The 24,430-nt window shown below is 46.3% G+C and carries 23 protein-coding genes; 16 read left to right on the top strand and 7 right to left on the bottom strand.

What is annotated here, in order from left to right; translation table 11 throughout:
• Window positions 1-232: 232 nt before the first annotated feature.
• The 6 genes from gyrA to dnaA all read right to left on the bottom strand — a co-directional run bounded on the left by gyrA (window position 233) and on the right by dnaA (window position 9,052).
• Window positions 233-2,806: a DNA gyrase subunit A gene (gene gyrA, locus CXF70_RS00100; RefSeq protein ID WP_101800986.1), complete on the bottom strand. Its 2,574-nt coding sequence runs from the start codon at window positions 2,804-2,806 to the stop codon at window positions 233-235.
• A gap of 29 nt (window positions 2,807-2,835) precedes the next feature.
• Complete coding sequence (gyrB, locus tag CXF70_RS00105; RefSeq protein WP_084243422.1) at window positions 2,836-4,764, bottom strand: DNA topoisomerase (ATP-hydrolyzing) subunit B; 1,929 nt, start codon at window positions 4,762-4,764, stop codon at window positions 2,836-2,838.
• A gap of 184 nt (window positions 4,765-4,948) precedes the next feature.
• Window positions 4,949-6,061 carry a DNA replication/repair protein RecF gene (gene recF, locus CXF70_RS00110; protein ID WP_084243423.1) on the bottom strand — a complete coding sequence of 371 codons (1,113 nt, stop codon included), beginning with the start codon at window positions 6,059-6,061 and terminating at the stop codon, window positions 4,949-4,951.
• Complete coding sequence (gene yaaA, locus CXF70_RS00115) at window positions 6,051-6,290, bottom strand: S4 domain-containing protein YaaA (RefSeq protein WP_084243424.1); 240 nt, start codon at window positions 6,288-6,290, stop codon at window positions 6,051-6,053. Before yaaA ends, recF begins: the two co-directional genes overlap by 11 nt.
• 108 nt (window positions 6,291-6,398) lie before the next feature.
• The gene (dnaN, locus tag CXF70_RS00120; protein WP_101800987.1) at window positions 6,399-7,535 is read right to left on the bottom strand and encodes a DNA polymerase III subunit beta; all 1,137 of its coding nucleotides are present in this window, start codon (window positions 7,533-7,535) and stop codon (window positions 6,399-6,401) included.
• Window positions 7,536-7,708: 173 nt separating this feature from the next.
• Window positions 7,709-9,052, bottom strand: coding sequence for a chromosomal replication initiator protein DnaA (gene dnaA / locus CXF70_RS00125; protein ID WP_084243426.1), 1,344 nt, complete (start codon window positions 9,050-9,052; stop codon window positions 7,709-7,711).
• A gap of 491 nt (window positions 9,053-9,543) precedes the next feature.
• On the opposite strand from dnaA, the gene rpmH reads away from it, so the two are divergent.
• The 15 genes from rpmH (at window position 9,544) to CXF70_RS00205 (ending at window position 23,247) form a co-directional block, all read left to right on the top strand.
• Window positions 9,544-9,681 carry a 50S ribosomal protein L34 gene (gene rpmH, locus CXF70_RS00130; RefSeq protein ID WP_033544046.1) on the top strand — a complete coding sequence of 46 codons (138 nt, stop codon included), beginning with the start codon at window positions 9,544-9,546 and terminating at the stop codon, window positions 9,679-9,681.
• Between the two features lie 349 nt (window positions 9,682-10,030).
• Window positions 10,031-10,372 carry a ribonuclease P protein component gene (gene rnpA, locus CXF70_RS00140; protein WP_084243427.1) on the top strand — a complete coding sequence of 114 codons (342 nt, stop codon included), beginning with the start codon at window positions 10,031-10,033 and terminating at the stop codon, window positions 10,370-10,372.
• A 61-nt stretch (window positions 10,373-10,433) separates the two neighbouring features.
• Window positions 10,434-11,213 carry a membrane protein insertase YidC gene (gene yidC, locus CXF70_RS00145; RefSeq protein ID WP_084243428.1) on the top strand — a complete coding sequence of 260 codons (780 nt, stop codon included), beginning with the start codon at window positions 10,434-10,436 and terminating at the stop codon, window positions 11,211-11,213.
• Window positions 11,210-11,971, top strand: a complete 762-nt coding sequence (gene jag, locus CXF70_RS00150) for an RNA-binding cell elongation regulator Jag/EloR (RefSeq protein WP_101800989.1) — start codon at window positions 11,210-11,212, stop codon at window positions 11,969-11,971. The genes yidC and jag overlap by 4 nt, the downstream gene beginning before the upstream one ends.
• 382 nt (window positions 11,972-12,353) lie before the next feature.
• Window positions 12,354-13,739 carry a tRNA uridine-5-carboxymethylaminomethyl(34) synthesis GTPase MnmE gene (gene mnmE / locus CXF70_RS00155; RefSeq protein WP_101800990.1) on the top strand — a complete coding sequence of 462 codons (1,386 nt, stop codon included), beginning with the start codon at window positions 12,354-12,356 and terminating at the stop codon, window positions 13,737-13,739.
• A 22-nt stretch (window positions 13,740-13,761) separates the two neighbouring features.
• Window positions 13,762-15,651 (top strand): tRNA uridine-5-carboxymethylaminomethyl(34) synthesis enzyme MnmG, encoded by a 1,890-nt coding sequence (mnmG, locus tag CXF70_RS00160; protein WP_101800991.1) that lies wholly within the window; start codon window positions 13,762-13,764, stop codon window positions 15,649-15,651.
• Window positions 15,652-16,145: 494 nt separating this feature from the next.
• Window positions 16,146-16,859: a 16S rRNA (guanine(527)-N(7))-methyltransferase RsmG gene (rsmG, locus tag CXF70_RS00165; protein WP_101800992.1), complete on the top strand. Its 714-nt coding sequence runs from the start codon at window positions 16,146-16,148 to the stop codon at window positions 16,857-16,859.
• Window positions 16,860-16,964: 105 nt separating this feature from the next.
• Entirely contained in the window at window positions 16,965-17,825 is an 861-nt protein-coding gene (gene noc, locus CXF70_RS00170; RefSeq protein WP_101800993.1) for a nucleoid occlusion protein, read from the top strand.
• A gap of 155 nt (window positions 17,826-17,980) precedes the next feature.
• Window positions 17,981-18,742: a ParA family protein gene (locus tag CXF70_RS00175; protein ID WP_084243434.1), complete on the top strand. Its 762-nt coding sequence runs from the start codon at window positions 17,981-17,983 to the stop codon at window positions 18,740-18,742.
• A complete protein-coding gene (locus CXF70_RS00180) occupies window positions 18,735-19,568 on the top strand; it encodes a ParB/RepB/Spo0J family partition protein (protein ID WP_084243435.1) in 834 nt (277 codons plus the stop codon). The genes CXF70_RS00175 and CXF70_RS00180 overlap by 8 nt, the downstream gene beginning before the upstream one ends.
• An 85-nt stretch (window positions 19,569-19,653) precedes the next feature.
• Window positions 19,654-20,370 (top strand): DUF554 domain-containing protein, encoded by a 717-nt coding sequence (locus CXF70_RS00185; protein WP_084243436.1) that lies wholly within the window; start codon window positions 19,654-19,656, stop codon window positions 20,368-20,370.
• 13 nt (window positions 20,371-20,383) lie between these two features.
• Window positions 20,384-21,304 carry a mechanosensitive ion channel family protein gene (locus CXF70_RS00190; RefSeq protein WP_179135711.1) on the top strand — a complete coding sequence of 307 codons (921 nt, stop codon included), beginning with the start codon at window positions 20,384-20,386 and terminating at the stop codon, window positions 21,302-21,304.
• A 53-nt stretch (window positions 21,305-21,357) separates the two neighbouring features.
• A complete protein-coding gene (locus CXF70_RS00195) occupies window positions 21,358-21,564 on the top strand; it encodes a DUF951 domain-containing protein (RefSeq protein ID WP_084243437.1) in 207 nt (68 codons plus the stop codon).
• Between the two features lie 87 nt (window positions 21,565-21,651).
• The gene (gene ychF, locus CXF70_RS00200) at window positions 21,652-22,752 is read left to right on the top strand and encodes a redox-regulated ATPase YchF (protein ID WP_084246658.1); all 1,101 of its coding nucleotides are present in this window, start codon (window positions 21,652-21,654) and stop codon (window positions 22,750-22,752) included.
• Window positions 22,753-22,872: 120 nt separating this feature from the next.
• On the top strand, window positions 22,873-23,247 hold the full coding sequence (locus tag CXF70_RS00205) for a gamma-glutamylcyclotransferase family protein (RefSeq protein ID WP_084243438.1): 375 nt from the start codon (window positions 22,873-22,875) through the stop codon (window positions 23,245-23,247).
• A gap of 39 nt (window positions 23,248-23,286) precedes the next feature.
• On the opposite strand, the gene CXF70_RS00210 is transcribed toward CXF70_RS00205, so the two are convergent.
• Window positions 23,287-23,838, bottom strand: a complete 552-nt coding sequence (locus tag CXF70_RS00210) for a DUF3267 domain-containing protein (protein ID WP_101800994.1) — start codon at window positions 23,836-23,838, stop codon at window positions 23,287-23,289.
• A 256-nt stretch (window positions 23,839-24,094) separates the two neighbouring features.
• Between CXF70_RS00210 and rpsF the strand changes: the two genes are divergently transcribed.
• The gene (rpsF, locus tag CXF70_RS00215; protein WP_084243440.1) at window positions 24,095-24,382 is read left to right on the top strand and encodes a 30S ribosomal protein S6; all 288 of its coding nucleotides are present in this window, start codon (window positions 24,095-24,097) and stop codon (window positions 24,380-24,382) included.
• Window positions 24,383-24,430 lie beyond the last annotated feature (48 nt).

Raw genomic sequence — 24,430 nt, forward strand, 5'->3', positions numbered from 1 at the left:
CTTGTTGACGTTTTGCTGTTCAGTTTTCAAGGTTCAAATGATAACGCCGCGCTCATTGGCGACTTGATTAATATACCACGCCACGTAAGCTGCGTCAACACAAAACCAGAAAAAACTTCTGATTGGGACGATTTGTTTTCGGAGATTATTTTCAGCTGAATTGCAAAAAAATTGCGTCAACAGCAAATGCCAAAAAAAGAACCCGCAGAATTCCTCTGCAGGTCCTTAAAATTTATTCTTCGTCTTCTTCTGGTACTTCTTCAACGCCGTCTGCTGCATCGTCCGCTACGATTTCATCTTCCGCGTAAACGTCTGCTCCAGCGCTTTCTTCTATAAGAAGTTCATCGCTGCCATCTTCGTCTGTTTCCGGCAAATCGATATCTTTCTTCACTTTAGCAACTGTGGCCACAATTTCATCCTCGCTTAAACGGATCAAGCGAACACCTTGTGTGCTTCTGCCAGTTGTAGAAATATCATTAACATCCATTCGGATCAGCACGCCGTTGATCGTAATCAGCATGATATCTTCCGTGCCGCTGACAGTCCGGACTGCGACAAGCGGTCCGTTCTTATCGGTGATCTGGCACGTTTTGATTCCCATTCCGCCACGGGACTGAACGCGGTATTCGGATTCCTTCGTTTGTTTGCCGTAGCCATTTTCTGTAATGACAAGGACATTATCTTCAGGATCCAATATTTCCATACCAACGACTTTATCGCCTTCGCGGAGTCGGATGCCCCGGACTCCGCTTGCCGTACGGCCCATGCTGCGGATATCGGTTTCAGGGAAACGGATCAATGCGCCGTTGCGTGTTCCAATAACCATTTCTTTGGTTCCATCGGTAAGTTTGACTGAAATCAGTTCGTCTTCTTCGCGAAGACCGATGGCAATCAAACCATTTTGGCGGATGTTCGCGTAATTGGTTACTGGAGTCCGCTTGCTGATTCCGTCACGTGTTGTAAAGAAGAAGAAGGCGTCTTCCTTGAATTCTTCTACACGGATAACAGCTGTAACTTTTTCGTCTTTGCCGATTTCAAGCAGATTCACTAAAGGCAAACCTTTTGCAGTACGGCCATACTCAGGAATCTGATAACCTTTTTTACGGTATACTTTCCCTTTGCTCGTAAAGAACAGGATCGTGTCATGGGTAGAGGTATATAGAAGGTGTTCTACAAAATCATCCTCGTTTGTGCCCATCCCCTGAACGCCGCGTCCGCCGCGTTTCTGGCTGCGGTACGTATTTGCAGGCAAACGTTTGATATAACCGTTATGAGTCAATGTCAGCACTGAATCTTCACGTGGAATCAAATCTTCATCCTCGAACATTTCAGTACCGCCAGTAGTGATTTCGGTTCTTCTTTCATCGTTGAAACGCTCTTTGATTTCTGTCATCTCTTCACGGATTATTTCAATGATCCGGTACTCATTGGCCAGAATTTCGCGCAGCTCTTCGATGGTTTTCACCAATCCCTGGTACTCATCTTCGATTTTATCGCGTTCCAGACCCGTGAGGCGCTGAAGGCGCATATCAAGGATAGCTTGGGATTGGCGCTCAGAAAGGTTGAAATCGTTCATTAATCCGTTACGTGCTTCTTCTGTTGTCTGCGATCCGCGGATCAACGCAATGATTGCATCGATGTGATCCAGCGCTATGCGCAATCCTTCCAGAATATGTGCGCGGTCTTCCGCTTTTTGCAGATCAAATTGAGTGCGTCGGCGGATGACAACTTTCTGATGCTCTAAGTAATGGAATAATACATCTCTCAAACCAAGAACTTTCGGATGGCCGTCTACCAAAGCCAGCATATTGATGCCGAAGCTCGTTTGCATTGCAGTCTGCTTATACAGATTGTTCAACAGTACATTGGCGCTTGCGTCACGACGGACTTCAATGACAACACGCATACCGTTACGGTCGGATTCGTCACGAAGGTCTGTGATGCCGTCGATTTTCTTATCGCGCACCAATTCGGCAATTTTTTCAATCAACCGCGCTTTATTGACTTGGTAAGGCAATTCGTGGATCAGAATTGTCTCACGGCCATTCGGTTTCGTCTCAATTTCTACAACTGAACGAATGAGAACAGAGCCTTTTCCTGTTTCATAAGCACGGCGGATTCCGCTCCGTCCCAGGATAATGCCGCCAGTCGGAAAATCGGGGCCAGGGATATATTCAAGCAGTTCTTCTGTAGTGATTGCAGGATTTTCCGCCAACGCCAAAACAGCGTCAATCGTTTCACCCAGGTTATGCGGTGGAATATTTGTAGCCATACCGACAGCAATCCCTGACGTACCGTTAACCAACAGGTTCGGGAAACGGCTCGGCAGGACGATCGGCTCTTTTTCCTGGCCATCATAGTTTTCTTTATAATCAATCGTGTTCTTGTTCAGGTCACGCAATAATTCCATTGCGATTTTGGACATTCTTGACTCGGTATAACGCATGGCAGCCGCCGCATCGCCGTCGACTGAACCGAAGTTTCCATGTCCGTCAACCAGCATATAGCGGTAACTGAAATCCTGCGCCATACGGACCATTGTTTCATAAACTGCACTGTCACCGTGGGGGTGGTATTTACCGATTACATCCCCAACGATACGCGCAGATTTTTTATAGGCTTTATCGGAAGTGATTCCGAGATCATGCATTGCATACAGGATACGGCGATGGACCGGTTTCAATCCGTCGCGAACATCCGGCAAGGCACGTGATACGATGACGCTCATCGCGTAATCCAAAAACGACGTGCGCATCTCCGTGCTTATATTTATTTCTTCTACTCCACTGCTAGGCCGTTCCGCCATTTCCGCAGCCTCCTCTCACCTGTATCACCTTAAACATCCAAGTTCTTAACATAGCGGGCATTTTCTTCAATGAAGTTCCGGCGCGGTTCCACGTCGTCCCCCATAAGAATATGGAAGGTTTCGTCCGCCATCATGGCATCATTCAATGTCACCTGCAGCAACGTGCGGACATCCGGATCCATTGTCGTATCCCATAATTGTGTAGCGTTCATTTCACCGAGCCCTTTATAACGCTGGATATTCGGTTTCGGATTACTTGAAAGCTTCGACAATGCTTCTTTCAATTGCGCATCCGTATAGACGTATTCAACATGCTTGCCTTGTTTAATCTGGAATAAAGGCGGCTGTGCGATATAAATGTAACCGGCTTCGATCAACGGACGCATATAGCGGAAGAAGAACGTCAGCAATAAAGTCCGGATATGCGCGCCATCGACGTCGGCGTCAGTCATGATGACCACTTTATGGTAACGGGCTTTTTGAAGATTGAATTCTTCTCCGATTCCTGTCCCTAACGCAGTGATAATGTTGCGAATCTCTGCATTTGATAAAATTTTGTCCAAACGGGCTTTTTCAACGTTCAGGATTTTACCGCGCAATGGCAGAATCGCCTGGAAATGGCGGTCACGGCCGGATTTGGCCGATCCTCCTGCAGAATCACCCTCAACAATATAGATTTCACTGATTTTCGGATCGCGTGAAGAGCAATCCGCCAGTTTCCCGGGCAGGCTTGAAACTTCAAGGACCGATTTGCGGCGTGTAAATTCACGCGCTTTTTTAGCAGCCATACGGGCGTGGGAAGCCATGATGCCTTTTTCGACGATTTTGCGCGCCGTGGCAGGATTTTCAAGCATGAACCGTTCAAATCCACCGGAAAACAGGTTATTGACGATTGTGCTTACTTCCGTATTGCCCAGTTTCGTTTTAGTCTGGCCTTCAAATTGAGGATCCGGGTGTTTAACGGAAATGATCGCCGTCAACCCTTCACGGACGTCATCGCCCGTCAAATTCGGATCGGCATCTTTAAGCATGCCGTTTTTGCGGCCGTAATCATTGATGACCCGCGTCAACGCAGTTTTGAAACCGGATTCGTGCGTTCCGCCTTCATGTGTATTGATATTATTGGCAAAAGAGAAAATATTGGCTGCATAGCCCGCATTGTATTGCATAGCGACTTCTACATTGATGCCTTCTTTTTCAGCTTCCACGAAAATCGCTTCTTCGTGGATCGGATCTTTTGTTTTATTTAAATGTTCGACGTAGGACTTGATCCCACCCTCGAAATGATAGACTTTCTCTTTTTCTTCACCTTCGCGCTCATCGGCAACGACGATTTTCAACCCTCTGTTCAAATACGCAAGCTCACGCAGGCGGTGATCGAGGATATCGAATTCATAAACAGTCGTTTCCTTGAAGATATCGCCGTCCGCCTTGAAGCGGATAGTCGTACCTGTATGATCGGATTCACCGATGACATTCAATTCTTCCGTCACCGCTCCGCGCTCGAACTTAATATAATGGCGCTTGGAATCACGGTTTACAAAAACTTCCGTCACTTCTGACAGGGCATTTACAACTGAAGCCCCAACGCCGTGCAGGCCTCCTGATACTTTATAACCGCCGCCGCCGAATTTACCGCCGGCATGGAGCACGGTCATGATGACTTCGACAGCCGGGCGCCCCATTTTTTCCTGCATATCGACCGGAATCCCGCGGCCATTGTCTTCAACGCGGATCCAGTCGTCTTTTTCGATGGTCACTTTGATCTGGTCGCAATGACCGGCAAGTGCTTCATCGATACTGTTATCGACGATTTCCCATACTAAATGGTGAAGGCCTCGTGAGCCTGTCGAACCGATATACATACCTGGTCTTTTACGTACCGCTTCCAATCCTTCCAACACCTGGATTTGATTGGCGCCATATGATTGCTGAAGTTCATTTTCTTCCATAGCCATTCCATTCACCTGCTCTTCCTCACAACATTTCTATTTCCCATGGCAAGCTGTAATTCTCTGAACTGCTTCACTGTTATGCAAATAAAATATTTTTCATCGCCGGCCGCACAAAAGCACCGCCATTTACATTACATGCCTGATGACGGCCCAACTTTCAGCTATTCGGCTGCTTCCACTTGCTGTATTACTCTTTGACGGTGCCTTTTGTTACTTCAAAGAGGCGCGCGCTTTGAATCGTTTCATGCTGGATGCCGTCCACACTCGTCGTGGTCACGAACGTCTGGACCGAACCGCGAATCGTATTCAGCAGATGGGATTGGCGGTAATCGTCCAATTCCGACAATACATCGTCCAGCAATAAAACCGGAGGCTCTCCCACTTCCTGTTTGATCAGCTCGATTTCAGCCAATTTCAACGACAGGGCGGTTGTCCGCTGTTGGCCCTGCGAGCCGTAAGTCTGGACATCATAGCCATTGACGATAAATTGAAGCTCATCCCGATGCGGTCCGACAAGCGTCACTCCGCGGTCGATTTCCCTTTTTCTCACTTCGAGCAGCTTTTTCTGTAAAAAAGACGCCATTTCTTCCGGCGTCCAATCAGGGTCCAAACCACTGATCGGCTGGTAGCGGATCTCCAATTGCTCGAGTCCCCTTGAAATTCCCTGATGAATCGGGGCTGCCCATTTCTGGAGCAGCTCCATGAAATGAAACCTTTTCCGGATGATTTTCACCGCTGCTTCTATAAATTGATCGGTATAGACATCAAACATGACGTCATTGATCGATTGTTTGCCGTAATGCTGCTTCAATATATGATTCCGTTGCTTCAATAATTTCTGGTAAGTCAAAAGATCATGCAAATAAACAGGAGATATTTGGCCGATTTCCATATCGATGAAGCGGCGGCGTACCTGTGGACTGCCTTTGACAAGATGCAGATCCTCCGGTGCGAACATTACCACATTCAATTGTCCGATATAATCGCTCAGCCTCCGCTGCTCCAGATGATTGACTTTCGCTGTTTTGCCTTTTTTGGATAAGGTGATTTCAAGCGGCAATTTGCCGTATTTGCGGTAAACATCAGCTTTAATTTTACCATATTCCGCATCCCAGCGTATCAATTCCTTATCGTTTGAGGAACGATGGGATTTGGCCATCGACAGAACATAGAGTGCTTCCATGATATTCGTTTTGCCTTGTGCGTTCTCTCCAATAAAGACGTTGATCTCAGGAGAGAACTCCAGCTCCAGCTTTTCATAGTTGCGGTAATTCAGAAGTTCGAGACGGTCAATCCGCATCGAAGCTCATGCCTTCGGCGATAACGATACGGAATTCCCCCACTTCTGGAATGGATACCGTGTCTTCCGGACGCAGCTTTTTGCCTCTGCGGTTTTCCGCTTCGCCATTGACGAAAACTTCATGTTCGCTCAGGAACCATTTCGCCATTCCACCGGAACTGATCGTATCTGTCATTTTCAATAATTGACCCAATGTAATAAATTCTGTCTCAATACCGATTTCTCTCAAAATGCACTCATCCTTCAATTCGTAGTCTATCCCTCTATTTTACCCTAAATACCCCCAGAAGTAAAAAAGGATAGCCTGTATGGGCTATCCTGAGGTGTTACTGGGTGTTTAATATGTCCGGACAGGAAGAATAAGCTGAAGAATCGAATCATCCAGTGCCGATTTCAAAACGAATGGGCGCATTGCACCTGTGAATTGAATGACCACATCCTGGCCATCAATCGCTTTCAATGCATCCATCATGAATTTCGCGCTGAAGGAGATTTTCAGATCTTCCCCTTCTATAGATTGTGCCTGAAGCTGCTCTTCAACTTTACCGACTTCCGGCGAATTGGAAGAAACTTCGACATCGCTGCCTTCTGATGCTGAGAATCGAACGACATTATTGCGTTCTTCGCGTGCCAATAAAGAAGCTCGGTCAATTGCTTGCAGCAACGAACGGCCATTTACTGTGACGTTTGTTTTATACTCTGCCGGGATCAACCGTGAAGTATCCGGGTAATTCCCTTCCAATAATCTTGAGAAGAAAAGGATGTGCTTCGATTTGAAAAGCACTTGCTGATTCGTCATGACGATTTCAACCGGTTCGGAATTGTCATCAAGGATTTTATTCAGCTCATTCAGACTCTTTCCTGGAATGACGACACTGTATTCGCCTTCAGGAAGAGTTTCCAATTTCGTTTTACGGCGGGCAAGACGGTGGCTGTCAGTAGCGACACAAACCAATTCCCCATCTTTGACTTCCCAATGGACGCCAGTAAGAACCGGACGGGTTTCAGAACTCGATACTGCAAAAACAGTTTCACGGTTGATTGTCTTCAATAGATCGGCCGGTATTGTAAACAGGCGGTCGTCCTGAATTTCCGGCAATTGTGGATAATCCATTGCATCCAGTCCTATTAGATGGAACTCGGATTTACCTGAACGAATGTGGGTCTGGAAATTGCCTGTGATTTCGATTTCAACGTCACTTGTCGGCAATTTACGGATAATTTCCCCGAAAACTTTCGCTTGGAGAACAATGCTTCCTCCCTGTGCGACCCGAATGATCTGTTCGCCGTCTTCTTCAGCCGGGATGAAAGTCTGGATTGTGATATCTGAATCACTGCCCGTCAATCTCATTCCTTCTGAAGAAACGTCCATTTTAATTCCCGTTAAAATCGGGATCGTTGTTTTTGAACTGACTGCTTTCATTACATCGTTTAAACCTTCAACTAATCGTTCACGCATTATCTCGAATTTCATTCTCGAACCTCGCTTATATATATATTTTGTTTAAAGCTTTTAAAGTAATAACAGTAGTAGGGCCTGTGAATATGTGGATAACCCCTTTTTACTGAATCCTGACGGGTTATCCACATGTAGATAAGCTGTGCGCAAAGCACGGGACTATTTAAACGCTTATCCACAGCTCTTTTTTAGTTGGTGAGCGCTTTTTTGATGTCTTTTACATCCTGCTGGAGCTGCTGATTGTCTTTCAGCATCGTTGAAATCTTTTCGTGGGCATGGATGACCGTCGTATGGTCGCGCCCTCCGAATTCCTCACCGATTTTAGGCAATGAAAAATCAGTCAGCTCGCGGGAAAGATACATGGCCACCTGTCTTGGATAAGCGATGTCTTTCGTACGGCGTTTCGTCTTGAAATCTTCAATTTTGATATTGAACTGATCACCGACAGCATGCTGAATATCCAGGATCGTAATGACTTTCGGTTTTGCGTTCGGCATGATATCCTTCAGCGCTTCCGCTGCCAGATCAGCGCTCATATCACGGTTGATCAATGAAGAATAAGCCACAACGCGAATCAAAGCACCTTCCAATTCACGGATATTGGAATCGATCGAATTGGCGATGTACGTCATCACGTCATTCGGAATATCGAGACCATCCGCTTTCGCTTTCTTGCGGAGGATGGCGATCCGTGTTTCCAGGTCAGGCGGTGTAATATCCGTAATCAATCCCCATTCGAAACGCGACCGCAAGCGGTCTTCAAGTGTAGGAATCTCTTTCGGTGGCCGGTCACTGGAGATGATGATCTGCTTGGATTCTTCGTGCAGCGTATTGAAAGTATGGAAAAACTCTTCCTGCGTCTGCTCTTTTCCAGCCAAAAACTGAATATCATCAATCAGAAGAATATCGACACTCCGGTATTTATTGCGGAAATCGACGGTCTGGTTATCACGGATGGAGTTGATGAATTCGTTGGTGAATTTTTCCGATGACAAATAAACCACTTTGGCATTGGGGTTGTGTTCAAGGACATAATGTCCGATTGCATGCATGAGGTGGGTCTTGCCAAGTCCTACGCCCCCGTAGATAAACAGCGGATTATATGCTTTTGCGGGAGCTTCGGCTACTGCAAGAGATGCAGCATGCGCAAAACGGTTGCCTGATCCAATTACGAAAGTATCAAACGTATACTTGGGGTTCAGCATTCCCGGCAAAAACTCCTGCTGATCATTCTGGCCCGGCTTAATGCGGGGCGCTGGAAGCTGAAAATCATCCATGTCCTGATCTTTGGGCACAACAAATTTTATCAGCAGATCGTCCCCCGTCAGATCCGAAAGGATTCCTGTAATCAAATGGACGTAATGGTTTTCCAACCAGTCGCGCGCAAAGGAATTAGGAGCGGATATGGTGACGGTGTCACTCTGATAAGATAGTAGTTTTGTTGATTTTAACCATGTTTCAAAACTGGGTTTGGAGATTTTTGTTTCGACTTGAGCTAAGACACTCGACCAAATTTCGTCTAAGTGTTCCAATAGCGTTTCTCCTTTATATGTAAAATATTTTTTAAGTATATCATACACAAAGCCACAGGCTGTGGATAACATTCGTGAACAGGGTGGTGAATAACTATCCACATCTTACCCACAGTTTGTGGATAAGTATTTTGGTATAAAAATTATCAACAAGTGAAAACAAGTTAATGTTACCAAAAAAGAATAGACAATACAAGAACTTCTTACAGTTATCCACATAAGCCGAATAATGCACATCCAGGCTGTCCACAGGCCGTTGTTATGTGCGGAACTTGTAGATAAGGGGTGTGGATAATTATTTTACCGAAAAAAATACTGCACAGCAAATCCGGAAAAAAATTTCGGGGATGTGGATAACATTATTATCAAAGAATAACGGGAGTCAGAATAAGATATTGACATTTGATGGGCTCAGCCATTATAATAGTCGAGACTGTCTTTAAGATTAATAAAGATGAATAGTTAACTCTCATTTCAGGAGGTGTCCTAATATGACATTGCGCACATATCAACCAAATAAACGTAAACACAGCAAAGTACACGGCTTCAGAGCACGTATGAGCACAAAGAACGGACGTCGCGTTATCGCAGCACGCCGTCGTAAAGGAAGAAAAGTATTATCAGCTTAAGTCCACTGACCGCATCAGTGGTCTTTTTTTTTTAGAAAAGCGGAAACGGCCGTTCAGCTCCGACAAGCGTAAGACGATCTGGCGAAGCGGCGTGTTTTCAGCCGCATAGCCAGAGTGGCTTACGACTCGAGGAGTTGGCCGTTGGAGTCTGGACACTAGAAAAGCGACGGCACCCGTTAAGCTCTGAAAGGCATAAGACGGAACAGCGAAGCGATCCTGATCGCGCAGCTGGGCCGGCTTATGACCCGAAGAGCTGGGTCGCCGGAGTCTGGATCCAGAAAAGCGGAAACGGCCGTTCAGCCCTTAAAACCGCACTTCCTTATATACAGCTCAATAAGCAGGTGAAAAAATGAACAAGCATCAACGGATCAAGAAGGACAAAGAATTTCAAAAGGTTTTTAAGCAAGGAAAGTCATTTGCGAACCGTCAATTCATTGTCTATGTGCTGAAAAGCGACCAGCCCGAATTCAGGATCGGTTTATCAGTCAGCAAGAAGGTCGGAAACGCGGTGGCAAGGAATCGCATCAAACGTTATATCAGGCAGGCTTTCCTGGAAATGAAGGAAGAGCTGGCGCCGAATGCGGATTATGTTATCATCGCCCGGCAACAGGCGGCCAAAATGGATTTTCATGAAAGCAAGAAGAGTTTGGAGCATGTTTTAAAAATTGCCCGCGCTTTGCCAAAGAAGTAGAAAGCGCGCATAGGGGAATGTTACTATAGAAGTAATATAGAATCAGTTTGGGGGAAGAAGCTTGAATAAGCGTAATTTATTGATTATCGCGCTGATAGGCGTTGCCTTGCTGTTGTCCGGCTGTACAGAATTTGACCAGCCGATCAGCGGAGACAGCGAAGGATTCTGGAACGAATTTATAGTTTGGCCGTTAGTATCAGCCATCACCTATTTTGCAGACCTCTTGGGAACTTATGCATTCGGGATCATTGCAGTAACGATCATCATCCGTTTGGTGATGCTGCCGTTGATGATCAAACAGACGAAAAGTTCGAAGCGGATGCAGGAAATCCAGCCGGAACTTAAGAATTTAAAAGAAAAATATAAATCAAAAGATGCTGTAACACAGCAGAAATACCAAAAAGAAATGATGGCAATGTTCCAGGAACGCGGCGTCAATCCGATGGCGGGCTGTCTGCCAGTTGTCGTGCAGATGCCGGTTCTGATCGGTTTTTACCACGCGATCAGCCGCATGAACAGCACTCCGGAGATTAATCTGGGATCGTTCTTTATTTTTCCGCTGGCAGAACCAAGCATTATTCTGGCGGTAATCGCCGGCTTGATGCAATTTGTCGTGTTGCGTACGGGTCCTGCGATGGACAATCCGCAAATGAAGGCCATGATGTATTTCATGCCGGTCATGATTGTCGGGTTCGGTATCGTTTTGCCGTCGGCTCTAACGCTTTATTGGGTAATCGGAAACATCATTTCAATCATTCAAAATATGTTCATTTACCGTCCATGGGAAAAGAAAGAAGTGCAGCAACCTGTTAAAACGAAAGCAGGAGGGGCTAAAAAGTGAAACAGATTACGCAGACGGGTACAACTGTTGAAAACGCGATATCTGCAGCATTAGAAAAACTCCAAGTTACACGCAAAGAAGTGAGCATCAACATAATCCAGGAAGAGAAAAAAGGATTTTTCGGATTTGGCGCGAAAGAGGCGGAAGTCGAAGTGACGGTGAACAAACCGGAACCGGAAACGCCGAAAAACGAAGTTGAACCGGAAATTCCTGCAATAATTGAAATTCCTGGCGAAAAAACGGTTGAAAAAGAGGGAGAAGAGGAAGCGACTGCCGATGTGCAGGAAAAATCCCGCCCTTCAAATGACCAGGCGATTGAAGAAACCAAGAAATATTTGCAGTCTGTTGCGAAAGAAATGGGCATCGAAGATTTGTCGATCAGCCACACTGTCAAAGGCAAACAAGCCAGTTTTTATCTGGAAAGTGAAAAAGTGGCGATGCTGATCGGAAAAAGAGGCCATACCTTGAATTCACTTCAGCAATTGGCGCAATTAGTGGCCAATAAATACGCGAATCATTTCATGATGGTCGAATTGGATGCTGAAAATTACCGGGAACGCCGCCAGGAAACATTGGAGCAGCTGGCGGACCGGATGGCTGACAAAGCGATCCGCACCGGCAGCCGTGTCCAATTTGAACCGATGCCGTCCTACGAACGCAAAGTGATTCACCAGGCTTTGTCGAGAAGGCTTGACATCGATACCTATTCAGAAGGAAAAGATCCGAACCGCTATCTGGTCATTGAACCATTGCGATGAAGATGAGCAGTCCACTTTCAGAAGTGGGCTGCTTTTTTTATTGCCAAAAATCTGAGGGGAGCGAGGAAGAAAAAGAGGGAGAAGAGGCTAATGATTACGCTGAATCGGTCGAATGAGTAAACATACAGATGAGTGCATAGGGAAATTCAGCCGGCAGTGGGCGAAATAAATCCGCCAAACCAAGTTCTCTGTCTTTCGGTTCAAGGCAATTTATGCTATTGTAATATGTTAGAAAGTCATGTACTTTTCCGGGTTGTCCACATGTGGACAACTTTTTTAAAGAGCAAACAATAATTTTTATAGATGAAAAGATGAAATGGCGGGTGTGGATAATTTTTCTGGCCCGGCATTTGATTTTTCTGCACATAGAGGAGGATCTATCATGGAGTTCGATACGATTGCTGCGATATCGACACCCAGCGGCGAAGGAGCCATCGCCATTGTCCGTTTGAGCGGACCGGAAGCGATTTCGATTGCCGACCGGCTGTTCCGCGCACCAAGCGGCAAAAATCTGGCTGCACAAGCCACACATACCATCCATTACGGCCATCTCGAAAATCCGTGGACAGAGGAAGTAGTGGAAGAAGTCATGGTGTCTTTCATGAAAGGGCCGAAAACCTTTACACGTGAAGATGTCATTGAAATAAATTGCCACGGCGGAATCGTTTCGGTAAACCGTGTGCTGCAGCTTGTGCTGCGCGCAGGCGCACGCCTCGCGGAGCCGGGTGAATTCACGAAACGCGCTTTCCTGAATGGCCGGATCGATTTGTCGCAGGCGGAAGCTGTCATGGATTTGATTCGGGCGAAAACGGATCGGGCTATGGATGTGGCGCTCGGGCAAATGGAAGGGCGGCTGTCGAAACTGATCGGCACACTGCGCCAGGCGCTGCTTGAATCGATTGCGCAGATGGAAGTCAATATCGACTATCCGGAATACGACGATGTCGAAGAAATGACGCGCCCAATGATGCTTGAAAAGGCGAAATGGGTACAAGCGGAGATCGATAAATTGCTCCAGACTTCTTCACAGGGGAAAATTTTGCGGGAAGGGCTTTCCACGGTGATCGTGGGGCGGCCGAATGTCGGGAAATCTTCCTTGCTGAACAGCCTGGTCCAGGAAAATAAAGCCATCGTCACTGAAATTGCGGGGACGACCCGTGATATAATAGAGGAATATGTGAATGTGCGCGGCGTCCCGCTTCGGCTGGTCGATACGGCCGGAATCCGGGAGACCGAGGATATTGTTGAACGCATCGGCGTGGAACGTTCACGCAAAGTGCTGAAGGAAGCGGATCTGATCCTTTATGTGCTGAATTATGCTGAAGAACTGACCGAAGAAGATGTTTTATTGTTTGAAGCGGTCAAAGGGATGAATTACATCGTTGTCGTCAATAAAACCGATTTGCCCCGTAAAATCGACATGGAGCAATTGCAGGGACTTGCGGGCGATAAGTTGATGGTGACGACATCTTTAATAGAAGAAGAAGGAATCGACCAGCTTGAACAGGCGATTGCCGACCTGTTTTTCGAAGGGGAAATCGAAGCAGGGGATATGACATACGTTTCGAACGCACGCCATATTTCATTGCTGCACCAGGCGCATCAAACCATCTCGGACGCTATAGCAGCCGCGGAAATGGACGTGCCGGTCGATATGATCCAAATAGATGTTACACGCACTTGGGAAATACTAGGGGAAATCATCGGCGATACAGCGGATGACGGCCTACTGAACCAATTATTCTCGCAGTTCTGCCTAGGGAAATAAACTTTGAAGGGAATGAACGGACATGCCACAATTTGAAGCAGGCACGTTCGATGTAATCGTTGTAGGAGCGGGACATGCAGGTGCTGAAGCAGCACTCGCCTCTGCCCGCATGGGAGCGAAAACGCTCGCCTTGACGATGAATTTGGATATGATCGCGTTTATGCCTTGTAACCCGTCCATCGGTGGACCGGCGAAAGGGATCGTTGTACGCGAAATTGACGCACTTGGCGGAGCCATGGGACGCGTTATCGATAAAACACACATTCAGATGAGAATGTTGAATACGGCAAAAGGGCCGGCTGTACGCGCATTACGCGCACAAGCCGATAAAGTGCTTTACCAGCAGGAAATGAAACGCCTGATGGAAGACGAAGAAAATCTCGCTCTTCACCAGGGAGTGGTTGAAAAGCTGATTGTCGAAGACGGCACAGTCAAAGGGTTGATCACGCAGGCTGGCGGCATTTACCGCGCCAATTCAGTGGTCATCACGACTGGTACCTTCCTGCGCGGTGAAATCATCATCGGTGACCTACGCTATTCAAGCGGACCGAACAACCAGCAGCCATCGATCAAATTGGCTGAACACCTGGAGGAGCTTGGCTTTGAAACTGTGCGTTTCAAAACGGGTACACCTCCGCGCGTCAACAGCAAAAGCATCGATTATTCGAAGACGGAAATCCAGCCCGGCGATGACGAGCCGCGCGCTTTCAGTTTCGAAACAAAAGAATTCATTCTTGATCAATTGCCTTGCTGGCTGACGTATACGACTGCCGAAACTCACCAGATCATCGATGAAAATCTTCACTTGTCACCGATGTATTCAGGTATGGCAAAAGGTACAGGGCCGCGTTATTGCCCATCCATCGAAGACAAAATCGTCCGTTTCGCCGACAAGCCGAGACACCAGATTTTCCTTGAGCCGGAAGGCCGCAATACAAGTGAAGTCTATGTACAGGGGCTGTCTACAAGCCTTCCTGAACACGTCCAGCGCAAGCTTCTGGAATCCATTCCAGGACTTGAAAAAGCGGATATGATGCGTGCCGGCTATGCCATCGAATACGATGCGATCGTACCGACTCAATTATGGCCGACACTCGAATCAAAACAAATTGTAAATCTCTATACAGCTGGCCAGATCAATGGAACTTCCGGCTACGAAGAAGCGGCAGGCCAAGGATTGATGGCTGGCATCAACGCAGCAGCGAAAGTTTTGGGCAAAGAAGAAGTGATTCTCAGCCGTTCCGACGCCTATATCGGTGTCCTCATCGATGATTTGGTGACAAAAGGGACGAGCGAACCTTACCGTCTATTGACATCGCGCGCTGAATACCGCCTGTTGCTCCGCCATGACAATGCTGACATGCGTTTGACGGAGCTGGGCCATCAAATCGGCATGATCGACGATGCGCGCTATGAGCGTTTTGTCGAGAAAAAACAATTGATCGAAGATGAAATCGCACGTTTGCGGAAAGTCATGATCAAGCCGAATGAAGAAACGCAGGCAGCTATCCGTGATGCAGGCGGCAGCGAGCTGAAAGACGGCATCCGCGGGGCAGACTTATTGAAACGCCCGGAAATGACGTACGATATGATTTCTAAACTCACAGAATCCGACATTGAACTCAGCGATGAAATCAAAGAGCAAGTCGAAATTCAAGTGAAGTATGAAGGCTATATCGAAAAATCTTTGCAGCAAGTGGATAAACTCAAAAAAATGGAAAACAAAAAAATTCCGGAAGATATCGATTACCATGCGATTTCCGGGATTGCAACGGAAGCCCGAGGTAAACTATCAGAAGTCAGACCTCTTTCCATCGCACAAGCTTCCCGAATTTCAGGCGTAAACCCTGCTGACATTTCGATTCTTTTGGTGTATATTGAACAAGGAAGAATTGCTAAAGTTTCGGTTTGATTTAGACATTAAATATTAGGCATGATTAATAAGTTAAAAAATCATAGCAACCGATATTCCGCAAAACAGCTCGCTTGCCAGGGGCTTGCGCTGAGCTAACTCGGTCTCGTTCCACTTCGCCCGAGTGGATCTCAGCACTTCGCTTGATCCCCAAGGCGTCTTCGCTGTTTTGCTCCATATCTTAGAGACTATCTTCACCAAAGTTAATTACCCAGCGCCGGCGCGGCTCAGGACGGGACGGAGTAATAAGACGAGTGATTTTCTCGGCTTATTGCGGGAGTCAAGGTGTGCCATATGAAGATGGCCCGCCTTTGCGACGAGCAGTGCGCAGGAGCATAATCTTTGCCCTGTCCAAAGCGCCGAAGCGTATGTTGAAGTAGACATACAAAAAAACATTAACAAAAAGCCGATTAAAAGGGCTGGGATACACCAGCCCTTTTTACATATGATGCAAGTACGCGAAAGTTGAACAAAAAGAGGGAGGAAGAAGCGAATTGAATGAACAGCAATTTAAAGACGCCCTCAGTGAAAAAGGAATTGAACTGAACGACCGGCAGCTTAGTCAGTTCAGCACCTATTATCAAGAATTGGTGGAATGGAACGAAAAGATGAATTTGACAGCCATCACGGATCAGCCGTCTGTTTACCTGAAGCATTTCTACGACTCCATAACAGCCGCGTTTTACTTGGATTTCACGAAGCCGCTGAAAGTCTGTGACGTAGGAGCGGGAGCCGGTTTTCCAAGCATTCCATTGAAAATCTGTTTTCCTCATATTCAGGTGACGATAGTGGATTCATTGAATAAACGCATAAATTTCCTCAATCATCTAAGCGAGAAATTGGAATTGGACCATGTTGAATTTGTCCATGCCCGCGCCGAAGATTTCGGCCAGTCCCTGCACCGTGCAAAATACGACCTGGTGACAGCCAGAGCCGTTGCAAGATTGTCCGTATTAGCGGAATTATGTGTGCCACTGGTGAAAAATGGCGGAATATTCGCGGCAATGAAAGCAGCTTCTGCGCCGGATGAGTTGAAAGACGCCAAGCCGGCGCTTGAAAAACTCGGCGTGAAACTGGAAGACGTACATGCGTTCACCTTGCCGATCGAAGAAAGCGAACGTTATATCCAAGTGTTCCGCAAATTCAAGGAAACACCGAAAAAATACCCAAGAAAACCGGGTGTTCCAAATAAATCGCCTATTTCCTGAAAAGGCGAAAATGAATGTTTCACGTGAAACATTGACAAAAGCAGGTATTGGATCAGAAAACAGCGAATTGTGTACAAGTGAGCTTTAAAAAGGTGGTGCTTGAGGATGAAAAGTCCTTTTTCACGTTTCTTCGGGGGCGGAGATAAAGAAGAGACAGAAGTTGTTGAAAAACCGGTAAGTGAAGCTTCTGAAGAAGTTGTTAAACTGCCGATTGATAAAGTAATTGCGAATAAGTTCCAGCCAAGAACGATCTTTGATGAAGAAAAGATCGAAGAATTGGCACGGACCATTCATATGCACGGCGTCATTCAACCGATTGTCGTCCGTGTAGATGAAGATGATAATTATGAAATCATTGCAGGGGAGCGGCGTTACCGGGCAATGAAATCTTTGGGCTGGGAAGAAGTTCCGGCCATCGTCCGTCAATTGAACGACAAAGAAACGGCGTCCATTGCTTTAATAGAGAATTTGCAGCGCGAAGAGCTTACTGCGATTGAGGAAGCTAATGCCTATCAGAATCTCCTGGAAATCCATGATATTACACAGGAAGCCTTAGCCCAGCGTTTGGGTAAAGGGCAGTCCACTGTGTCCAACAAACTGCGCTTGCTGAAATTGCCTGAAGAACTGCAGCAGGCTTTATTGGACCGGGTAATCACGGAACGCCATGCGAGAGTGCTGCTGCAATTGAAGGATCCTGCTGTACAGCTGAAGTTCTTCAATGAAGCGGTTGAGCAGAACTTGAATGTGAAGCAATTGGAGTTGAAAGTGAAAAACCATCTGTCGACAGAGCCGAAGAAAGCGAAGCCGAAACGCAAAGCGTTCAGCCGTGATGTCCGGATTGCGATGAATACGATCAAGCAATCGCTGACGATGGTGACCAAAAGCGGGATTGATGTTTCTTCTGAAGAGGAAGAGCATGATGATTACTACCAGATAACCGTGAAAATACCGAAGAAAAAATCATAAAAGCTCTTTCCTGCGAGGGAAAGGCTTTTTTTAATAGCTTTGTAATCCTACTGTAGAAATATTTTGATACAATAGGGGGACGGGGGTGGAAACAAATGCGCAAGCTCTGTTTCCCGTAAAAAAATGAGAAGAGCATAAAGAAAGTTGGTGCAGGTGTGGGTAGAACAATTGCGATCGCCAATCAGAAAGGCGGCGTAGGAAAAACAACATCTTCAGTGAACTTGAGTGCCTGCCTTGCATACTTGGGCAAAAAAGTTCTTTTAATAGATATAGATCCGCAAGGGAACGCAACCAGTGGGGTAGGCGTCAATAAAGGGGACGTCGACCAATGCATCTATGAAGTCATGATCGATGACGTCGATATCAAAGATACGATCATGGAAACGAAAGTTGAAAATCTTCATGTGGTGCCGGCCACGATTTCCCTGGCGGGTGCTGAAATAGAATTGGTATCCACAATGTCCCGCGAAGTCCGTTTGAAAAATGCGCTTGAAGAAGTCAAGGAGATGTACGATTACATCATCATCGACTGTCCGCCATCGCTTGGCTTATTGACGATCAATTCCCTGACTGCGTCCGATGCCATTATCATTCCAGTGCAATGTGAGTATTACGCACTTGAAGGTTTGAGCCAATTATTAAGCACGATCCGTCTGGTCCAAAAGCATTTGAACCATGATTTGCAGATTGACGGTGTGTTATTGACGATGCTTGATGCCCGTACGAATCTGGGTATCCAGGTCATCGAAGAAGTGAAGAAATATTTCCAGGACAAAGTTTACCGGACCATCATTCCGCGGAATGTGCGCTTGAGCGAAGCTCCGAGCCATGGTGAACCGATCATCATCTACGATGCAAAATCCAGAGGCGCGGAAATGTACTTAGAATTGGCGAGGGAAGTGATTCGTAATGGCTAAAGGATTAGGCAAAGGCATCAACGCCTTGTTTCCAGGCGAGAACTTAACGACAAATGAAACGGTCAGTCAAATCAGTGTATCTGATATAAAAGCGAACCCTTATCAGCCGCGTAAAATTTTCGACGATGCCGCCTTGAATGAATTGGCGGAATCGATCAAAGAACACGGCATCCTGCAACCGGTTGTCGTTAGAAAAGCGGGAAAAAGTTTCGAATTGGTGGTCGGGGAACGACGTTTCCGGGCAGCTAAATTATCAAAACTGGATGAAATTCCAGCAATCGTCAAAGAGTTGACTGATCAGCAAATGATGGAACTTGCTATATTAGAAAACCTTCAACGGGAAGACTTAACCCCAATTGAAGAAGCTGAAGCCTATCAGAAATTAATGGAAGCATTAAATCTGACCCAGGAACAACTTGCATTCCGTTTAGGGAAAAGCCGCCCGCATATTGCCAATCACGTGCGTTTGTTGGCGTTGCCGAAAGATGTCCGCCAATTGATCTCAGATAAGAAATTATCGATGGGGCACGGACGGACGCTGCTTGGACTGCGTGCGAAGAAGAGCATTCCGGATGTAGCAGAAAAAGTCGTTAAAGACAATTTGAACGTCCGCCAGCTTGAAAATCTGGTCCAGCGGATGAACGAAGATGTTCCACGTGAAACAATCGAAAAAAAGAAAGATATCTTTATAGAAGAAAAACAATCCGAACTTCGTGACCGCTTCGGAACGAATGTGCAAATCAAGAAGAACAAGAATAAAGGGAAAATTGAAATTGAGTTTTTCTCGGAAGAAGATCTGGAACGGATTTTGGAACTTTTGAATTAATGAGACGGTGCCTATTCTCCAATAATGGGGAATAGGTTCTGTTTATGTGCTGGAGCCATATAGTGTGGGGGAAGGGGCTGGATAAATGGTTCTCTTGGGAACATTGATAAACGCGGCATTAATAATTGTGGGAACCCTTATCGGCAGAGCTCTTCGAAACATTCCGGAAAAGATGAAAGAGACAGTGATGTATGCCATCGGACTTGCTGTCGTTGTGCTGGGTCTGCAAATGGGATTCGGAAGCACGAATTTTGTCATCGTCATCATCAGTTTGGTTCTGGGTACAGTAATAGGTGAATGGGCGGATCTTGATCAGAAACTGAATCGATTCGGCCACTGGATTGAAAGGAAACTCGGCGCAAAGGAAAGTAAAGGGAGCATCGCACAGGGTTTCGTAACCGCTACTTTGATATTTGTCATTGGAGCGATGGGGGTAATTGGCGCGCTGGAAAGCGGGCTGAGCAATGAACATGGAGTCCTGATTTCCAAGGGGATCATAGATGGATTCACATCGATCATTCTAGCGTCGACGCTAGGCATAGGAGTCTTGATATCCGCAGCTCCGGTGTTTGTATACCAGGGATTGATTGCGCTTTTTGCGACGCAGATCAGTTTGATGGTTCCGGAAGCGGCGCTGGATCTGTTTATCGCTGAAATGTCGGCGACCGGCGGCGTAATGATCGTTGCCATCGGTTTGAACTTGATGGGCATTACAAAAATTAGAGTGGCGAATTTATTGCCGGGTATTTTAGTTGTTGCATTGGCAGTCACGGTGATTTATCAATTCAATTTAATGCCTTAAGGAAGTGAACGAAATGAGTTTGGGTTTAGACAGTGATGCAGGATTGACTATAGAAAGCCTTTATCAGACAGCCGTTGATATGCTGACCGATGAAAAAATGTGGATTGGTATCGGGGTTGTATTCCTGAAAGTGATTTTCATCTTATTGGCCGCATACATTGTCGTTATTGTCGCGAGAGTTGTTATCAGGAAGACCTTCTCTGTGAGGATCCGCGGTCCGTTGAAGTACAACGAACGGCGCCAGCAGACATTATCGAAATTGCTGGAGAATATCGTAGCTTATGTTGTATATTTTGTGGCTATTATAGCGGTCTTGTCTGCATTTACAATAGACATCACCGGATTGATCGCCGGTGCCGGTGTGTTGGGTCTCGCCATCGGTTTCGGCGCACAGAACCTGGTGCGCGATATTATCACCGGATTTTTCATCATTTTTGAAGACCAGTTCTCGGTCGGGGATTATGTCCGGATTGGCCAAGCCGAGGGAACGGTGGAAGAAATCGGTTTGCGGACGACGAAAGTGAAAGCATGGACAGGGGAGTTATTCATCTTCCCGAATGGCAATGTTACAGACGTCGTCAACTTTTCCATCCATAATTCGATTGCTGTAGTGGATGTCAATATTTCCTACGAATCGGATATTGCGAGAGTGGAGAATCTCATCGTAGAGTTTCTTGAAACTTTGCAGGACCGTTACGAACAGATCATCAAACCGGCTGAATTGCTGGGGGTGCAGAACTTGACGACTACTGAAGTGGTCATGCGGATTACAGCGGAAACGCTGCCGATGCAGCATTTTGCAATTGCCAGAAGCATGCGCCGTGATTTGAAGGAATTCCTCGATAAGCGTGGGGTTGAAATTCCTTATCCTCGCATGGTGATGATGCAGCGGTCGCCGGAAGCTTCGAATTCGGCGGCTATTGCCAAGAAGTGAAGCGTGGGTAGATCGGATTTTTGGTGTCACTTGATTTGGAAGGAGAATGGGCGATGGAAATGAAGGAATTCGGTTTGAATGATGTCGTCGAAATGAAGAAAGGGCATCCTTGCGGCGCGAATGCCTGGAAAATTATTCGGATGGGCGCCGATATCCGCATCAAATGCGAAGGATGCCAGCATAGTGTCATGATTCCAAGAGTGGAATTCAACAAAAAAATGAAAAAGGTGCTTGTGAAGGCAGAAACAGAAGCGGAATGATTAATGGACATTTCAGTATTCTGTTCCTATAATAGAATGGCTGTATAAAAATAAATCGTTTTTCAAAGAAGAAAGGTCGTGAATCCTTTGGCATTAACTGCAGGGATTGTAGGATTACCAAACGTAGGGAAATCCACATTATTTAACGCCATAACAAAAGCGGGCGCGGAAGCGGCAAACTACCCGTTCTGTACAATAGATCCAAACGTCGGGATTGTAGAAGTTCCGGATGAGCGCTTGGACAAACTGACTGAATTAGTCGTACCGAAGAAAACCATACCGACTGCATTTGAGTTTACTGATATCGCCGGCATCGTCAAAGGCGCCAGCAAAGGAGAAGGGCTTGGAAATAAATTCCTTTCCCATATCCGTGAAGTTGATGCCATCTGTCAGGTTGTACGCTGTTTTGCAGATGACAACATTACACACGTATCGGGGAATGTAGACCCGGTTTCTGATATTGAAGTCATCAATCTCGAATTGATCCTGGCTGATATGGAAAGCATCGAAAAGAGAATTGCGCGCGCAGCGAAACTTGTGAAGCAAAGAGACAAAGAGGCTGTTGCTGAAGAGCCGGTTCTTTTTAAATTGCGTGAAGCATTCGAAGCTGGAAAACTTGCCCGCTCCATCGATTTCACTGATGATGAAATGCGCATTGCAAAAAACTTGAATTTATTGACGTTAAAGCCTATGCTTTATGTTGCCAACGTGTCTGAAGATGAAATTGCCGAAGCTGACAGCAACCCTTATGTACAAAAAGTGCGTGAGTATGCAGCGGAAGACAACTCGGATGTCATCGTTGTCTGTGCGAAAATCGAGGAAGAAATGGCTGAGCTGGAAGACGAGGAAAAAGAAATGTTCCTTGAAGAACTTGGCATTGAAGAATCGGGCTTGGATCAACTGGTCAAAGCATCGTACAGTTTGCTTGGACTGGCTACATACTTTACTGCCGGCGTGCAGGAAGTTCGTGCCTGGACATTCAAAAAGGGAATGAAAGCACCGCAATGTGCCGGTATCATCCACTCCGATTTCGAACGCGGTTTTATTCGCGCAGAAACAGTGGCGTATGAAGATTTAGTGGAAGCCGGTTCGATGGCTGCCGCAAAAGAAGCAGGGAAGGTTCGCCAGGAAGGCAAGGAATATCTTGTCAAAGACGGCGACGTTATGTTGTTCAGATTTAATGTGTAAGACGTTGGATGTTGCCATGGATACAATTCAAGAATAACTAGGGCGACATACCGAGTCAGGAATAATAAACCAAACCGGATGCCTATTTGCATCCGGTTTTTAATTTGGGAGGGAAAAAACATGTTGTTATTTGTATACGGAACATTAAAAACAGGTGGAAAATACCATTTCTATCTGGAAGAAGCGTCTTTGAAAGCTGAGCAGGCAGTTGCCACAGGTTCACTTTACGATACAGGTCTCGGCTATCCGGCGATGAGCCTGGAAGGGACGGACCAGATCCACGGCGAAGTTTACGAAATTCCGGAAGTGCTGTGGCCGGCACTCGATTTCCTGGAGGATTGCACAGGGGACGAAGCGACCGATCTTTACGAAAAATCGGTGATTCCAGTTGAAGTCAACGGCGAAGTGCTGGAAGCGACAGTTTATCTGGCAAAAGATAAGAGCTTGTTGAAAACGAAGATTTCGAGCGGGAATTGGGAGATTGTTTTTGCTTAAATAAAATAATCCCAAAGAATCAGCGCGTCACGGACGCAGCTATTCTTCGGGGTTTGGATATTCATCATATACATGCAGACGGGGCTCAGACGGATCATCAAGGATCCAGGCTTCGTCTTTTTCTTTGCGCAATTCCCGGTACATGAAAAAGTCGCCGGCGGCACCGGCAGCGAGCATCGCGCCGAGCAGCACAAGCACCTGATCCTGTATCCAGAAGCCGATGATGGTGGGAATCACTGCGGTCGTCCAGAAGGGAAGCAGCAAAACCTGGCGCATTTTTTTATTTTGCAGCGGTGAACTGGTTGTGGCGTAAGCATAGCCTTTCGACAGCTCCAAGCCGTAGGTCAGGGAGGAGAGCGGCACTCTGCCGAAAATGACGAATCCGATCAAATGGAATAATTCGTGCAAAATGATCAGCACCATATAGCCGATTATGAAGTAAAGGATGCCCCGGAGAGAGAATCCGAATGCCAACGGTTCGACTAGCAGATGATAAGCAGCAGCAAAAACGGCAACCAGCAAGATATTGATCCAGAGCATTTTCGTCGCGACTTCTTCAAGTTTCAACTCGATTACGGATGACGGTTTCATCGGTTCACTTCCTTAACGGTGAGGGTCGGTTGCAAAGTTTTTATTCGCGTGGAGTACGGTCTTGTTCAGGTGGAACGACTTAATGCTAATTAAACACAGCTTCCAGGAAAAGTATAGCTGATTTTCGTAAGGAAATGGCGGTTGCGGGGAAGATCCATTTGTGATACAATACAGTGATGTGAGTAATATTTTTAATTGCTTGCTCCTTGCCCGCTGGAATCAGTAGGGCCCAAGTCCATAAGGAGGTGACAACACGATGAGAGAGTATGAACTAATGTACATTATTCAGCCTTCAATTGAAGAGGAAGCGAAAAAAGCGCTAGTTGAGCGTTTTAACGAAGTCCTTACTTCTAACGGTGCTGAAATCATCGAGTCGAAAGAGTGGGGTAAACGCCGTTTAGCTTACGAGATCAACGATTTGCGTGAAGGTTTCTACCAGATCGTAAAAGCTAACGCTGGATCTGAAGCTATCAACGAATTTACACGTCTTGCGAACATTAACGAAGACATTATTCGCCATATCGCTGTACGCAAAGACGCGTAAGCAGTATATGGAACTGTAAATAACTTTGACTTAAAGGAGGTTGAATTC

This window comes from Planomicrobium sp. MB-3u-38 (assembly GCF_002836425.1).
GTDB lineage: Bacteria > Bacillota > Bacilli > Bacillales_A > Planococcaceae > Planococcus > Planococcus okeanokoites.